Origin of the sequence: Flavilitoribacter nigricans DSM 23189 = NBRC 102662, from assembly GCF_002646595.1 — a bacterium.
GTDB lineage: Bacteria > Bacteroidota > Bacteroidia > Chitinophagales > Saprospiraceae > Flavilitoribacter > Flavilitoribacter nigricans.
Map to the genome: position 1 here is coordinate 1 of NZ_PDUD01000059.1, position 16,573 is coordinate 16,573.

At 51.4% G+C, this 16,573-nt stretch carries 10 protein-coding genes; 7 read left to right on the forward strand and 3 right to left on the reverse strand.

Annotated elements, in window-relative coordinates:
• The 4 genes from CRP01_RS42920 to CRP01_RS38075 all read left to right on the forward strand — a co-directional run.
• Window positions 1-380 (forward strand): hypothetical protein (locus CRP01_RS42920; protein WP_222845919.1); only part of this gene is annotated, 380 nt, incomplete at its 5' end.
• An 850-nt stretch (window positions 381-1,230) separates the two neighbouring features.
• Window positions 1,231-4,575, forward strand: coding sequence for a SusC/RagA family TonB-linked outer membrane protein (locus tag CRP01_RS38065; protein ID WP_099155351.1), 3,345 nt, complete (start codon window positions 1,231-1,233; stop codon window positions 4,573-4,575).
• A 182-nt stretch (window positions 4,576-4,757) separates the two neighbouring features.
• Window positions 4,758-6,221 (forward strand): SusD/RagB family nutrient-binding outer membrane lipoprotein, encoded by a 1,464-nt coding sequence (locus tag CRP01_RS38070; RefSeq protein WP_099155352.1) that lies wholly within the window; start codon window positions 4,758-4,760, stop codon window positions 6,219-6,221.
• Window positions 6,222-6,899: 678 nt separating this feature from the next.
• Window positions 6,900-7,394, forward strand: a complete 495-nt coding sequence (locus CRP01_RS38075; protein ID WP_099155353.1) for a hypothetical protein — start codon at window positions 6,900-6,902, stop codon at window positions 7,392-7,394.
• 200 nt (window positions 7,395-7,594) lie between these two features.
• Here the strand turns inward: CRP01_RS38075 and CRP01_RS38080 are convergent, their stop codons facing one another.
• The gene (locus tag CRP01_RS38080) at window positions 7,595-9,565 is read right to left on the reverse strand and encodes a T9SS type B sorting domain-containing protein (RefSeq protein ID WP_143473724.1); all 1,971 of its coding nucleotides are present in this window, start codon (window positions 9,563-9,565) and stop codon (window positions 7,595-7,597) included.
• Window positions 9,566-9,857: 292 nt separating this feature from the next.
• Between CRP01_RS38080 and pbfA the strand changes: the two genes are divergently transcribed.
• Window positions 9,858-11,213 carry a (R)-1-hydroxy-2-aminoethylphosphonate ammonia-lyase gene (pbfA, locus tag CRP01_RS38085; RefSeq protein WP_099155355.1) on the forward strand — a complete coding sequence of 452 codons (1,356 nt, stop codon included), beginning with the start codon at window positions 9,858-9,860 and terminating at the stop codon, window positions 11,211-11,213.
• A 226-nt stretch (window positions 11,214-11,439) separates the two neighbouring features.
• Window positions 11,440-12,600, forward strand: a complete 1,161-nt coding sequence (locus CRP01_RS38090) for a TIGR03364 family FAD-dependent oxidoreductase (protein WP_099155356.1) — start codon at window positions 11,440-11,442, stop codon at window positions 12,598-12,600.
• 57 nt (window positions 12,601-12,657) lie between these two features.
• Here CRP01_RS38090 and ftsH read toward each other — a convergent pair whose 3' ends face one another.
• The gene (gene ftsH / locus CRP01_RS38095) at window positions 12,658-14,580 is read right to left on the reverse strand and encodes an ATP-dependent zinc metalloprotease FtsH (protein WP_099155357.1); all 1,923 of its coding nucleotides are present in this window, start codon (window positions 14,578-14,580) and stop codon (window positions 12,658-12,660) included.
• Window positions 14,581-14,782: 202 nt separating this feature from the next.
• Window positions 14,783-15,397, reverse strand: a complete 615-nt coding sequence (locus CRP01_RS38100) for a TetR/AcrR family transcriptional regulator (protein ID WP_099155358.1) — start codon at window positions 15,395-15,397, stop codon at window positions 14,783-14,785.
• Window positions 15,398-15,562: 165 nt separating this feature from the next.
• On the opposite strand from CRP01_RS38100, the gene CRP01_RS38105 reads away from it, so the two are divergent.
• Window positions 15,563-16,573 (forward strand): MGH1-like glycoside hydrolase domain-containing protein, encoded by a 1,011-nt coding sequence (locus tag CRP01_RS38105; protein ID WP_099155359.1) that lies wholly within the window; start codon window positions 15,563-15,565, stop codon window positions 16,571-16,573.

Below are 16,573 nucleotides of genomic sequence, written 5' to 3' on the forward strand. Positions count from 1 at the left end.
TACATCCCGAACGGCTTTTTGAAGCAGGTGACTCATCGGCCTTATCTCGCTCTTCCTACTCTTATTCTAATATTCTTTCACTATTTTGGGTTCAATCGCAATGTACGATGACTCATGTTCTGCCTGATCCCATTTGCCGGTATATACCTTCCTTGCTGAAACAGGTCCGGCTCCGGACCGCTGCCGGTGTGTGGAGTTTACAAATCATTAACCCAAACTTAAATTTGGGGCTACACCCGAAACGTTTTCATGCCTTACCTTTGCGACATCAAAACGACCGACCCGCGGAACTTCCCAGCCAAATTTTTGAAACTGTTTTAAAAATGGTGCTGCCGTTGAGAAGCCCGGATTTTTTTCATGAACAAGGCGTGAAAAAGTGAGCATAGCCTAAGCTACGTGATCTTTTTTGCAACGCTGTGCAGGGAAAAAATGCGCGCTTCGTAAACCAGTATTTATTTTTAAGATAGTTTCTTATAAAACAGATCCATACCACTTAAGACGACCGGATGATCTAATTAATTCAAGTTGCTATACTTGAATTGTAGAGAGTAGATGGTTGAGCGTAGAGAGACTGCAACCGGTAAAATGAGCGATTTTGCTCCATTTTAACGATTGGTAATCCCTCTACCCGCTACTCTATACCCGCTACCTAAGTTACATCGCAACTTAGATTAAATAGCAGCGATCGAAAGGACGAAATTCACCCGAAAGCAATTTTGACCCGCATAAATATTTCATTAAACGGGACAAATTGGCGCGTTTGGCCTGATCTTTTATCTGTAGTGTGTAACAATTTGCACGCGGCTGGTTGCTTGTTATAATGTAAAACCTTTTCTGTTCCGGAAGAGGAGGCTACTATAGGTCTATAATGACGCTTTTTGACAACTGTAACTTAATGATCATTTAATCTTGACGTAACCTGCAATGAATAAACAATTGCCAACTTTGCGGCGATCTTAGAAATATTTCGATATATCCTATTTCTAACCGGAAATACCAACTTTCTGCTTGTAATACTTCTCCTGACCGGTACCACAGGAATGATTTATGCAAATAAAACGAAGCATCCTTAGACGTCCTGATTAGTTAATCCCAAACAAAACACTGTTAAACTTATTTACCGCGATCTGTATCGCCGGTACCGCTAAGCGTTTGTTCCGGCTTAGCCTAAAACCCTATTTATTTAGGTACTTACAGTCAACACAGATTATTTAATTAAACAACACACACATGGATTTTACTCGGAGAGTAGCGAGCGTGCTGCGCCTCGTTAGCCTGTGTATTGCTTTTTGCTCACTCACAGCCATCCAAAGTTTCGCCCAGCGTACGGTCAACGGAACCGTTACCAGCGCGGCGGATAATCAGCCGCTTATCGGCGTCAATGTTTACGAAAAAGGTACCTCAAGCGGTACCATCACCGACCTGGACGGAAATTTTACCATTCAGGTAGCCGATGAAAACGCCAGTCTGGTCTTTTCGTATGTAGGTTTCACCGAACAGGAAGTGGCCCTGAACGGCCGCACGCAAATTGCAATTGCTCTGGCCGAAGGGGTTACCCTGGATGAGGCCGTAGTAACTGCCCTGAATATTACCCGGGACGAAAAATCCCTGGGATACGCCCTGCAACAGGTTAGCGGTGATGATGTTAGTGCCGTCAACGGTTCGAATTTCGTCAGCACCCTGGCCGGTCGGGCTGCCGGTGTGAACGTCGTGTCCAACGGTCAGGCTTCCGGATCCGCCAGTGTGGTGATCCGCGGGATGTCTTCCCTGAGCAGTAACAACCAGCCGCTCTTTATTGTCGATGGTATTCCCATTAATAACGAAACGGATACCCGGACGAGCACCAACGGCATTGCCGATAACATGCACCTCGATTACGGTAACGGTGCCGCCGAGATCAACCCGGACGACATCGCATCGGTTTCCGTACTGAAGGGAGCCAACGCCACGGCCCTGTACGGTTCCCGGGCTGCTAACGGCGCCATCATCATTACCACCAAATCCGGTAAGAACCGCAAAGGCATCGGTGTGGAGGTCAGTTCCAAAACGACCTTCGAATCCATGTTGGCCGGTCCGGAATACCAACGGGAATATGGTCAGGGTAAGAACTTTGATTTTGCCTTCGTTGACGGTTACGGTAATGGTACTTTTGACGGGGTGGATGAATCCTGGGGCCCACGCCTCGACGGTACCCTGCGGGCCCAGCACGATTCCCCAACCGCCAACGGCCTGCGTGGCGGCGATGTGCACGGTCTCGATTTCATCCTGGGTTCCAGCGGGGTGGATCTGAACCGCCGCGGAGCGATCCAGCCGACACCATTCGACGATCCCGGTGATCCGGTGAAAAATTTCATGGAAAACGGTCGCACTCTGATCAACAATATCTCCTTCTTCGGCAGTAATGATAACGGCAACTTCCGCGTATCGTACACCAATTTTGACAATACCGGTATCCTGCCCAATACTGATCTGCGCCGGAACACGGTGACTTTTTCCGGTGATTACGATCTTTCCGATCGACTCAGAGTATCGGCCAAGGCCAACTATATCCGTTCGGAATCCGACAACCGTCCGGTGAACGGTTACGGTACCGAATCGGTTATGTACCTCTTCATCTGGTGGGGACAGAACGTCAGCACCGAAAGCCTGCGGGACTATTGGCAGCGCGGACTGGAAGGCTTCCAGCAGTTCAACTACAACTACAATTACCACGATAATCCGTACTTCACCATGTACGAGAATACCAATGCGCTGTCCAAAGACCGCATCATCGGTAATTTGTCGGCAACGTACGATATCACCGATGACCTCAGCCTGATGCTGCGCGGCGGTACGGATATGTTCTCCGAATACCGCTTCATCAAGCGCGCGTATTCCACCCAGCGTTTTCCGAACGGTCAGTACCGGGAAGATAAAGTCAACTTTCGCGAAACGAATATTGACTTCCTGTTGAGCTATAAAAAACAGGTAAATGACGACTGGTTTGTAAGCGCCAACTTCGGCGGTAACCAGATGCAACGCAAAAACCATTTCCAGGGCATCAGCGCCAACAAACTGCTCATTCCGGGAGTATATTCCTTTACGAATGCGGACGGACCGCTGGTACAGTCCATCAGCCGCCCCGAACAGCAGATCAATTCGCTGTACGCCTTTGCCCAGGTGGGATACAAGAGCATGCTCTATCTGGACCTGACGGCCCGTAATGACTGGTCTTCCACACTGCCCGAGGCCAACAATTCCTATTTCTACCCATCGGCCTCATTAAGCGCCGTGCTGACGGAGATGTTTGACGTACCGTCTTCGAGCGCCTTGTCTTTCGCCAAACTGCGTTTGGGCTGGGCGCAGGTAGGTTCGGATACTGACCCCTACCGCCTGAGCGATCCTTTCTTCTTCGGCAGCACGCCCTGGGGGAACAACGCCACGGCCTCTCCGTCGAATACCCTGCCGAACTTTGACCTGAAACCCGAGATCCAGACTTCCGTGGAAGTCGGCGCCGATCTGCGTTTCTTCAACGGCCGTATCGGTCTGGACGCCACTTACTACAATACGGTATCCAAAAACCAGATCCTTGCCATCGACCTGCCGCATTCTTCCGGTAAAACTTCCCGGGTGATCAATGCCGGTAAGATCGAGAACCAGGGCGTAGAGATACTGCTGAGCCTGAATCCGATCCGTACGAGCAGCGGCTTCAACTGGAACACCATGTTCAATTTCGGTCTGAACCGGAATAAGGTATTGGAACTACCCGACGGTGTGGATCAGTACGTTTATGGTGGCAACGGCATTACGCTGGTAGCGAAAGAAGGCGGTTCCCTGGGTGATATGTGGGGTACCGGCCTGAAACGCGTTGAAGATCCGAATAGCCCTTACTACGGCGAGATCATCTTTAATGACGGTCTGGTGCAACAGGATAACACCCTGCGTAAACTGGGGAATTACAATCCGGATTTCACCCTGGGCTGGATGAACGAACTGTCTTACAAGAATTTCAGCCTGAGCTTCCTGTTTGACGGCCGTCAGGGCGGTGAACTGCTGTCCAGAACCCGTCTGATCGCGGCTACTTCCGGCAACGTAGTGGAAACCCTTTGGGGGCGGGCACCGGAATTTGGCGGTGCGCATCCGGGCATCACCGATTCCGGGATCAGCTACATCGATGAATCTACCGGTGAGACCAAAACGGACGGTGTGATCGGCGACGGCGTAATGGAAGTAACGGACGATAACGGCAACGTGATCGGCTATACGGAAAACACCGTAGACAAGCCGGCCAATGCCTACCACAACAACCGTTACCGCCGGAATAACGAATCCGAGGGGATCTACGATGCGACTTTCATCAAACTGCGGGAAGCACGCCTGAGCTATACGCTGCCCAAAAGCGTGCTGGGTAATACTTTCGTGAATAGCCTGCGCATCTCCCTGATCGGGAACAATCTGCTGCTGTGGGCCAAGGAATTCAACCACGGAGATCCCGAACTGCTTTCCTTCGGAGGCGGTCGCTACATCCCCGGCGTGGAGAACGCTACGGTACCGAGCACACGCAGTATCGGCTTCTCGGTAAATGTCGGATTCTAAGTAATTCAAGTTGTGATACTTGAATTGTAAAGAGAAGATGGTGGAGAGTAGAGAGACTGAGAGAATAGTGCTGAATCGCTCATTTTAACGATTGTCAGTCCCTCTACTCTATACCTTTTAACAAGTTGCATCGAATTGAATGAAGTGGTAAGCGGTTTTTGGAAAAACAAAATTTAATAATCATGAAGAACATCATAAAAATCGCCGGTCTGTGTGGTCTGCTGGGACTGACGGCCTGCGATAAATTTCAAGTGAGCAATGACAATCCGGACGTAGCCCTGTCTCTCGACAATAACCCGGAACTCTTGCTAACCAATGTAGAACGCAACTCCATTCGCCGGGCGGTAGGAGATGCCTGGAGCGAAGGTAACCTGATGGCCCAGTACGGTGCCCGTATTGTTTTTACTTCTTTCGATCTTTTTGACTGGGGCGATCAGTCCGGTACCTGGGATACTTACTATCTGGCGATCCGCGATGCCCAGGTGCTGGAAGACATCGCTGTCGCGCGGGAAAATACCAGCTACGAAGGCGTTTCCATCATTCTGCAGTCCTGGATGTTCCACATCCTGACCGATATGTGGGGTGATATTCCCTACACCGAAGCCGTACAGGCAAAATCGGAAAACCCGATCTACTCGCCGGCTTATGACAGTCAGGAAACTATCTACGACGGACTGCTGGCGGACCTGAAAGCAGCCAACGAGCTGTTGAGCGGCAGCAATCTGCCGGCCATCAAGGGAGATATCCTTTACGACGGTGATCTGGAGAAGTGGCGGAAATTTGCCAACTCACTGCGCCTGCGGGTGGCCCTGCGTCTGAGCGAAGTACAGCCTGACAAAGCGAAGTCGGTGATCGCCGAGATCTTCAACGCTCCGGAAACTTATCCGATCTTTACGTCCAATGACGATAATGCCGCGCTGCAGTTTCTGGGTGCCAATCCAAATGCTCACCCGGTAACGGAAGAGTCGGTTTACCGCGTGGGATCCTACAATGAATACCGGATCGCCGAAACCCTGGTGGGACTACTGGAAGACTTTGAAGATCCACGGCTGGCATTCCTGGCCGATCCGACCGCCAATTCCGTAAACCAAGGCGCTCCGCGGATCGAAGGGATGCAGAATGGCATCGTGGACGGCCCGGCCTATGAATACAAGGGCGGCGATGCTTTCCTGTCCAAATTCAATATCAATTATTTCTACTACCAACCCAACACGAACGAAGGCCGCCTGATGGTGTATTCGGAAGTGGCTTTCATTCTGGCGGAAGCAGCCCAGCGGGGATGGATCAGCAGTGATGCCCAGATGCACTACGAGGATGGAGTGCGGGCCAATTTCGCTTACTGGGGCGTAGACCTGCCGGAAGATTACCTGAACCGGACGGGAGTAGCTTACGATGATCAGCTGGAAACCATCATCAATCAGAAATACATCGCCCTGTTCTACACGGATTATCAGGGCTTCAACGAGTTCAAACGCACCGGATTCCCGCACACCATTCAGCCGGGACCGGACGCGTTCTACAATACCTATCCGAGTCGTTTTGAGTATCCTTCCAAGGAAGGCGCACTGAACGAAGCGAACCGGCAGACCGCGATCGGTCGCCAGGGACCGGACGAGATCACCACCAAAGTATGGTGGGAAAACTAATGATCGGCCGGACCAGCAAACGGTAAACACGCTTGGCTTATATAGTGCGTACAATTTGTACTGATGATTAACCGATTTTATGGAGATCGCTTCCCACGGGAAGCGGTCTCTTTTTTTTGGGCCGAGATAAAGAAAAATAAAAAGATTTGGAAAAAATGCTTGCAGTAAGGCTTGTATGTATTAGCAATAAATCATATATTGCATAACGAACGACCTATCTAATTTCTCCGTCATAATCTCATTTTTGGGGTTTAAACTATTCTCTAATTATTACCCACTCTAACCCAACCGCTACTTTTTAGGAATTTGCTCTATCCCTTTTTAGCGCTGATTTTACAGCAAACTACAATTCTACGAATTACGAGCGTGTTTGGGATCTATTTTCCGGACGGCAAAGTCGAGGTATTTGTTTACACTACAGACCAGAGTCTTTACGGGCTCTGAAACACTGCGTGTGAACCTACCAACTGAAGGTTGGCGGCATCCGTCGTTATTGGCCTTCCCGGAACTCATACCCGAAAATTTCCGCCCTGAGGAGTATATCCCAAACTAGTTCGTAACCGGCCTGTGCCGGATTACCGTTTTATTGCATCGCTTTATGCCGCCCGGGCGGTGTGGAGCAGTTCGCTATTACCGAAAGCGCCATACGATCCGATTCTATTCTAAATCAATTACATTATGGAACAAATCCTAAAAACTATTATTGCACTTTGCTCCGTGGGTTTGATCGCTTCGCTATTTAGTTTCACCGGCTTTTCGTTCACCAAGGCCGAGGCGATACAGGATGAGGCTAAACGGCTCACCGTTCATAAATTTGACCTGGTCGGAGAGAAACTATTCAATTGCGGCCAACCTTACTCCGGGCATTTCGAAGGCAGGGGATATTACAGTTATCCCGCCGACACGCTGGATCTCGAATGTAAGACCAAAGGTTCGACGGTCAATTTTTTCGTACAGGCTCTCGAAGTGCCCAATCGCTTGGTGATCAAAAGGAACGGCAATACCATTGCATTTAGCCAGTGGCTCGGCTGCACTACGGACTACGGCCCCTGGGGCGGTCCGTTCTGCAATACCGAATCCACAACCCTCAGCTTTACCAAAACCAACGGGATCTACACACTACACATTGAAACACTAACTTCTACCCAAACAGACGCCTGGGAGGCCTACTGACACCATTACTACTTGCTGCCATGAAGCCTGCTTAAGCAAGATCCGCATCCGGGAGGCATGAATTTGTGCCGGAATTATTTGACGGGACTCAGATTTTGTGTCATCTAAACCAAGAGGGGACATCAACGGGAAGACTCGCATCCCTATTATTAGTCGCATTTCCTCCCGACGGATCTTTAAGCAGGCGGCAGCATTCTTTCCTATCGGATCAGATTAAGTTCACCGCTGGTTTGTAAAACCTGCCCGGCCAGATTTGTAATCTCCGCCGTCCAGATGTAAACGCCAGCCCGCATCATTCGGCCCCGGCTGCTCCCGTCCCAACTCGCCTCGACGCTATTGGTTGTTCCTTCGCGGGCCTGAAAGACCAGGCTTCCCCAACGGTCGAATATCCGAAAATACTGAAAGTTATAGGGCGCTCGGCTCTGGAGGTAAAAAACGTCGTTGATCTGATCACCGTTCGGGCTGAATGCCGTAGGCGCAAATAGTCCGAAATCCCTTACCCGCAGCTGCAGGATATCCGAAGCCGGACAACCGTGCTCATTGACCACCCGGAGGTGGATCCGGGTATCGGATAACGGGCGGATCACTGGATCGGGGCAGTCCGCACAATCCGGCGGGGTTCCGCTGATGGCTGTCCATTCGTAACTGATGATCGGCGAATGGCTCTGGGCGGCTGCCTGCAAGGTAAGCGGTTGTCCCCGTTCGAGATCTTGCTCCGGACCCAGTTCCACACTTACCCGATCGTACGCTACCCGAAAATCCCCGACCGCCTGCTCGCAACCGGAGGTCACAGTGAGTCGGTAAAGGCCGGGATCCGCAACTGTGATGGCGGGCGTCACCGCTCCGGTACTCCAGTGGTAATCCAGGCCGGAAGACGCCAGATCGGCCCGCAGGGTGATCGTACTGTCCGGACAGATCAGCAGTTCTTCCTGTAACGGATCAATATGCAGCGGGCGGATGGCAAAGAAGGTAGGATCGTTCGCCTGATGCGTGTCCGGATCATCCGAGGGCAGGCGTGCCGTTTCTGTTCCCTGGATACCGTCCAGGTAAGCGGTATTGTAGACCGTTGTGTGGGGCGCATCACGCCTGATCCGCAGTTTGACGGCAAAGCTGAAATTGCCGACCGGCAGTGTAATGTTACGAATGTGCAGGATCGGCCGGTTCTCCTCCCTGATTACCTCTCCCGGGAAGGGGAGGGGCTCTATTTCACCGATCTCCGTGTAGGTGGGAAAAGTATCCGTCAGGGTCAGGCCTTCCTGCGGTCGGTTGGTCCGGTTGATCAGCGTAAAGGTAAAGGTCAATTCCGTACAGGTGGGCGCCGAACGGCTGGACACCCGGTTCAGGAGTTTCAGCCGGAAAGGGCAGGAACAGGCATCCTGGTTATCTTCGTAGCTGCGTTCTTCCCGGAGATCAACCTCGCCGCTGACCACATCAAAATGGTATAAATTCCGACGCGGCACCAAGCCGTTTTCGGGGGAACCGATGCCAAAAAGCGCCCCTTCGGCGTCAAAAAATATGCTCGGTACATTCCCCCGAAGCTGGTCGGTAGCAGGATAGAAAGTGTTATCGATCTTTCTTTCTTCCAGGTCGATCGTTACGAGGCGATCCGATAGATCGTCGAAGCCGAATAACTGATCGGTGGTGGGATGAAAGGCAATATCGGCGCAGTATACCTGGCGCTGAACCGGCGAGGTCGTCGTCAGACGGATGATCTCGGTGGGATAGGCCGGGTCGGTCAGGTCGATCAGAGCGGCCAGATTGGTCGATTGATCGCGGCTGTAACCCAACAGGACCAGATAGCGTTCATCCGGAGAGACATCCCCGGAAACGAACAAAATATCCTCCGGCAGCGGTAGGTCCCGCAGCGTACTTAAGCGGTGATCGCCATCGATCCGGCAAAGGCGATAATTTTCTCCCAGCAGTACCCCGTAGATCAGGTTTTGGGAAGGGTGATACGCAATGCCGTTGATCTGTACATCCCGGTAAAACTGTAGATCCATAATATCCAGCTTCCTGCCGGCCGGATCAATATTCAGTTCCTGCAGAACGGTGCCTCCCCTCTGCTCGACCACCCGGTAGATCCGGCCGTTGCAATCAAAAGGCGTCTGAGCATTCAGCTGGAACACCATAAGATATAAAACCGGAAAATATATCGTGTTTTTCCACTTCAAGGTTGCTGCTTTGCGATGTTTGAGAATAGAAGGGTAGGGCTCCCGGAGAACTGCAGGGCGTTCCGGGAATTTTAGGCTAAATATTATATTCTATACAATTGAAACTTTTCCGTATAAAATACTCCTAACGGCAGTGATGCAAATATAATGATTTGTCTATTTCCGGTTTACATTTGGTTAATAATTGTTTAATTTATAAATAACAGCGGCGGGAATGTTCTTGTAAATGAGGATTTTACCTTCGCGGGCGAATAGCTTTTTGTACCTTCCCTTCACCTAAAATCCAATCCATATGCTGATCCACCAAGGTGATACCAACACCCTTTCCGGCCAAAGTACTTTTCGCGAGCAACGAAGCGAACAAACCCAGCACTGGCTGGCCGAAGACCGTAAATATTTCCTGCACCAGGCCCTTTCCACGCCGGTAATGAATGTGCTCAGTCGCACGGAGGGCGCTTACATCTACGATCTGGATGATCGGAAATATCTGGATCTGCACGGCAACGGCGTCCACAACATCGGCTTCAATCATCCGGAAGTTGTAGCGGCTGTTAAGCAGCAACTGGACGATCAACTGGCTTTCACGCCCCGCCGGTATACCAATAAGCCGGCCGTTCAATTGGCGAAGAAACTGGTGGAAATTTCGCCGGCTGGTCTGGACCGGGTATTGTTTTGCCCCGGAGGTTCCGAGGCGATCGAAATGGCGATCATTCTGGCCAAACAGGTAACGGGAAAATGGAAAACCATCTCCTTCTGGGATTGCTACCACGGCACTACTTACCAGGCGGCTACGGTGGGCGGAGATCCCCATTTTACCCTGGGGCAGGGGCCAATGGTGCCCGGCGCATTTCACGTGGAATTCCCGAACTACTACCGCAATCCCTGGGGTCTGCATCACGACGAGGACCGGGAGCAGATCGATGAACTTTATCTCCGTCAGATCGAGATGATCCTGAAACATCATCCCGACCTGGCGGCTATTGTAGGTACGCCGATCGCTTCGGCGCCACACGTGCCGAGTGCCTATTTCTGGGAGCGGGTAGCCGACTTGTGTCGCAGCCACGATGCCTTTCTGATCTTCGATGAGATCGTTTGCGGGCTGGGTCGTACCGGCAAACTCTTCGCCCACGAGCACTACCTGACCCCGGATGTAGTGGTGCTGGGTAAATCGCTGGGGGGAGGCGTAGTGCCGTTTGCGGGCATCCTGACCCAGGATCGCCACAATGTGGTCCAACACCGTTCGATCGGTCATTTTACCCACGAAAAAAGCCCGCTGAGCGCCGCCGCGGCCCTGGCGGTAATCAATGTACTGGAAAGAGACCGGATCGCGGAACGGGTAGCCGAACTGGGACAATATTTTCGGGATTCGTTGCGGGAATTGCAGGAGCGCTATCCGGTGATCGGTCATATCGACGGCTGGGGTTTTCTGATTGGCGTTGAGTTGGTCAAGGATCCGGAAACGAAAGAACGGGCCACCGAGATTGCCCAACGGGTGCTTAGTTACTGCCTGGAACGTGGATTGTCCTTCAAACTTTACGAAGGCAATGTGATCACGATGCGGCCGGCACTGATCATTGGTAAGGAAGAGATTGATTTCATCGTGCGTACCATCGGTGAGGCTATTGCGGTCAGTTTGAAGGAAGGGTAGGTCTCTAAGTCCGGGACCTTTTTTTAGAATGGACGGAATGGGAGAGGGCGAGACTGCGAGGCTTGGAGAGTGGGAGACTTGGAGACTTGGAGAGGGCGAGGCTTGGAGAATGGGAGAAGGCCTTGCTATTTGTCGTTCCAAACTTTCTGGTCAGCCTGTCTTTCTCATTTGGTTCTATAGGATGACCCTGGGATTCTAATCAGTTAATTACTGCAAAATCAGATAAATGAACACTTACGATCTCGCAATTGTCGGCGGAGGAATGCTGGGCGTGGCCCATGCCTACCATGCTCTGCGGGCCGGTAAACGCGTGGCTATTCTGGAAAAAGATCAGCAACCATGTAGCGCGACTGTCCGGAATTTCGGGCAGATCGTGCCCTCCGGCATGGATGCCAAATGGCAGGCCTACGGTCGCAGAAGTCTGGAAATCTACCGGGATCTGCAGCGGCAGACCGACATCACGGTGGTGCCCCACGGGAGCATTTATGTCGCGTCCGATGACGAGGAAATGACCCTGCTGGAAGAGCTGGCCGGGATCAATCGGGATAATGATTATACGTCCCAACTGTTGAGCCGGACGGAATGCCTGGAGCGTTACCCGGGATTGCGGGCGGATTACGTGCAGGGCGGCCTCTTTTTTACCCAGGAATTGACGGTCGATCCGAGGCAGGCGATCCATCGGATCATTGCCTGGCTGCGGGAACGTTACGAACTGGCCTATTTCCCGGGCACGCTGGTAACGGCTATCGAGAACAGGGGAGCGGATCGGGTATTGCTCAACAATCGGGGGGTGCCGATTGCCGCGGCCAAGGTGCTGGTCTGTTCCGGCAGTGATTTTCAGACCCTTTTTCCGGAGACCTTTCGCCGGAGTAGCCTGCAAAGCGTGAAGCTACAGATGCTGCTGACCAAAGCTCAGTCCAGCCTAAAGATCAATGGATCCGTACTTACGGGCTGGACGATCCGGCGTTATGAGAGTTTTCACGAGTGTCCTTCGTTCGCGCGGATCAAGGCCGGGGAAGACGCCAATGCCTACCACCGTCAATGGGGCATCCACATCCTCTTCAAGCAGGCCGCTGACGGCCGGGTGATCCTCGGAGACTCCCACGAATACTGGGATGCCGGAAGCGATGAACCCGTCGATTTTCAGATCGATGATGAAATGAATGAATTTATGATCCGGGCGGCCCGGGAGATCTATCAGCTGGAAACTTACGCGATAGACAAAACCTGGATCGGTATCTACAGCCAGTGTAAGGACCGCGATATCTTTGAAATGGAAGTAATGCCCGATGTACACATTGTCACGGGGATCGGCGGTAAAGGCATGACCGGCTCCTTCGGCTACGCAGAACAGCATATTGCCACTCTGCTGGGAGTAGGGGTATAAAAGAAAAGCCGGATAATCGTTTGGACTATCCGGCTTTTTTAGCGCTGTTTATATCTTCTAGGAAGAAGCGGTCTCGCTTTCAGCGAACTTCCGCTCTCCGAATATTCCTACCAGGTCGTCTTTGTAGACCACCTCTTTTTTCAGGAGCAATTCAGCCAGTTCTTCCAGTTCGGCCTGGTGTTCAACCAGGATCTTTTTGGTCCGTTCGTAAGCCGCCTCCACCAGGCTTTTCACTTCCTGATCGATCAGTTGGGCGGTTGCTTCGCTGTACGGTTTCTGGAAACTGGATTCGTACTGTCCGGTACTGTCGTAAAAACTCAGGTTACCGATCTTTTCACTCAGGCCGTAGTAAGCGACCATAGTGTACGCCTGTTTGGTTACCTTTTCGAGGTCATCCAGCGCACCGGAAGATATCTTTCCGAAGTTGATCTCTTCGGAAGCCCGGCCGGCCAGAGTGGCACAGAGGCGGTCGACAAACTGCTCTTTGGTGTAGATCACGTTTTCCTCCGGCAGATACCAGGCGGCACCCAGCGAACGCCCGCGCGGAACGATGGATACCTTCAGCAGACTGTCTGCGTGTTTGAGGTACCAGCTCGCCGTAGCGTGACCGGCCTCGTGGTAGGCGATGGTTTTCTTTTCTCCTTCGGAAATGATCTTGTTCTTTTTCTCCATACCGGCGATCACCCGGTCGGTGGCATCCATGAAATCCGCAAACTCCACCGCATCCTTGTTGCGACGGGCCGCGATCAGGGCCGCTTCATTACAGATATTGGCAATATCCGCACCGGAAAAACCGGGCGTCTGACTGGCCAGTTGGTCCAGATTCAGATCGTGAGCCAGTTTCAGGGGTGCAGTGTGCACCTCAAAAATGGCGCGGCGTTCACTTTTAGTGGGCAGTTCCAGATAGATCTGACGATCGAAACGTCCCGGACGCAGCAGGGCACTATCGAGGATCTCTCCCCGGTTGGTGGCCGCCATGACGATCACTCCGGTATTGGAACCAAAACCGTCCATTTCGGTCAGCATCTGGTTCAGGGTATTTTCCCGTTCGTCATTGCTCTGGAAGGAAGCCGCTTTGCCCCGGGAGCGACCAATAGCGTCGATCTCATCGATAAAGATGATACTCGGGGCGTTCTGCTTGGCTTTTTTGAAAAGGTCACGTACCCGCGAAGCACCCACACCGACAAACATCTCCACAAATTCGGAACCGGAGATGGAATAGAACGGTACGCCGGCTTCCCCGGCAACCGCTTTGGCCAGCAGGGTCTTACCCGTACCCGGAGGGCCGATCAGCAAGACACCTTTAGGGATCTTGGCACCCAAACGGGTATACCGGGTGGGGTTCTTCAGGAAATCCACTACCTCGCGAACTTCGACTTTTACTTCGTCCAGCCCCGCCACATCGTCGAAAGTGATCTTACTCTGATCCTTCTCAAACAGCTGTGCTTTGGATTTACCGAAGTCAAAAATGTTGCTGCCGCCCATATTGCCGCTGGGACGTACCCGGCCCATGATAAAGATCCAGATACCGATGATGATGGCCAGTGGGATCAGCCAGGAGAGGATGTTCCCCAGATAATCCGTTCTTTCTTCGTATTGTAAGTCGATGCGCTCGTCTGCGGGCGTATCTGTTTGTACTTCGTCGATGGTTTGTTCGAAATTTTCGAGGGAACCTATATTGAAAGAGTAGTGCGGACCGGAATTCTTTTTATCAATATCCGCGTAGTCACCTTCTCCGATCTTATCCGGTTTCAGGTATACTTCGGCCTCCTCCTTGTTGATCACCACGATCTTTTCCACGTCACCCTTGGCCAGCATGCCGCGGCGGAATTCCGTCCAGCTTATCGTTTCAGTCTCTCCACTACCGAAAAACACCATGGCCTGACCTGCCAGCAGGAATACCAGCAGTATCCACATCCAGCTGAAAGGTGAACGTGACGGTTTTTTGTCATTGGGGACCGATTTCTTGGGTTCTGCCATTTGTTTGATTTAGTTACTTATCTATACGATTAACGGTTGAAGGTGAGCTACTGTTCAATTGGAGAGGTCCTTAATTTCAGTTATGCTGACCGCAGTCCGGTCCCCTTATCTGCGCGGATGTACACCGACCGCAGTCTTAAAGGTAAAAGGATGGGCTGTAAGGTATGACTTACCGTTGGTATATGGTAACTAATCCTGGGGACTAATTCAAATTAAGCCCCTTAAAGATCAGCCGGATCATCATACTGAGCTGATCTTCCACTTTGGTATAATTGTAAACCCCGCTATGGTAAGGCTTCTCCTGGATCATCCGCTCGTGTTTGAGCGCATCCGAGATCACGAATAAGGATTCGGCCAGTTCGTGGGCATCTACTTCCTCGATGTCTCCGGTGCGGATACCCTCGGAAAGCAGTTGCTGTAAAAAGTCGATCTCTTCGTTTTTGATCTTCTGGAACAGGTCCTGGAACATAGGCTCTACCTTCTGGACACTGGAAAAGGAAAGCTGGGATACATTGAGCGCTTCGGCGTAACGACGGATCCGGTTCAGCAGGTACTGAAAGATCTTTTCTTCGGTAGTATGGTAGTCCTGAACTTTCTCCTGCAGGTCGCTGATGTATTTGTCAGCTTCGGTTAGCAGCACCTGTACGTAGATCTCCTCTTTGTTGCGGAAGTAGTAGTACAGTGAGGCTTTGTTCAGTCCGCATTCGGACCCGATGTCGTCTAAAGTAGTTTTCTCGTAACCGTATTCGGTAAAAATGGATCGAGCTCTTTCCAGTATTAATTCTCTTTTACTCGACCGTCTTGTTTTTGCAGTCATGGATTAATTGGTTTTCAAACAAAGTTGATTTCATTTGAGCGCGCAAACTTAGTTCACATAGTTTTTTTATCAAACTGTTTCCAATGCCGGACGGACTTTTTTCCCGCATTTCGGGAACTTTGTCGGCTGTAATCAGTAAAATCCTGAGTATAAAAACTCAAGCACTTGCAATCACTGATCGATCGGGCCGAAAAATTACTGACCATCCAACACGAACAGTTGTTGTTCAATGGCAAACTGGACTATGAAGTGGGTTTTGTTGCTTTAGGTCTTGCTTACTTGGATTGGAAGAGAGGAGTTTCTTTTTTAGAAAGGGTTTTAGCGTATATGGCTTCAATGGATTACTACACTGCAGGAAAAACGCTTTTACAGCCCCCATTGTTTGGTTGTTTACTGGCCGGTTTTTACGAACTGGCGCCCAACGAAAAGGCCGCTCTGGACTTTTTGAAAAAAAATTATTCGCAAGTATTTGATTTTCATAGCTTTCTTTACCGGGAACGCGATCCGGAAGAAGACGGCTTGTTGGTTGTAACCCATCCGGAAGAAGATTTATTGTTACAAAATCGTGACAAAAGGTCTGAATTGCGGCCGATTCCCAGCGTATGGCCCGGAGGACGGCAGGATCCGCTTTTTAATGCGCTTTTGGTATGGTCCAACGAATGCCTGCTGGATATCGGTAATCTACTCGGAGCGGACGTCACGGATATTCTGCTGTGGAATGAACTGACCACCTTTTCCCTCAACGATAAACTTTGGAGCGAAGCGGACGGCAGCTACAAGCCTTTTGATCTGGAGGAGCAGGCCTCTTTCCCAACCGAAGGACTGGGTGGCTTTCTGCCCCTGATCGGGGAGATCCCGGATCAGGATCAGGCGGAGGTGGTGTTGGAAACTCTCAAAAGTTCGGCATTTACTTACCTGCTGCGGCCACTACCTGCTGAAGAAGATTACGATTTTCCGCCCGATACCCGCATCTCTATTCCCGCCAACTGGCTGTTGTACCACGGCCTCTGGCGATTCGGTATGACGGCGGCGGCGACCAAGGTCAAAACCTTCAGTCTGGCGGTGATGGAGCGATATGGTTTTCGAGAGTACTATGAGCTTTCGGCCGTTGATTCGGAGGGAGACTCCGAATATGCTCCGGCAGCAGCGCTGTATCTGGCGTGGATGGGGGAGTAG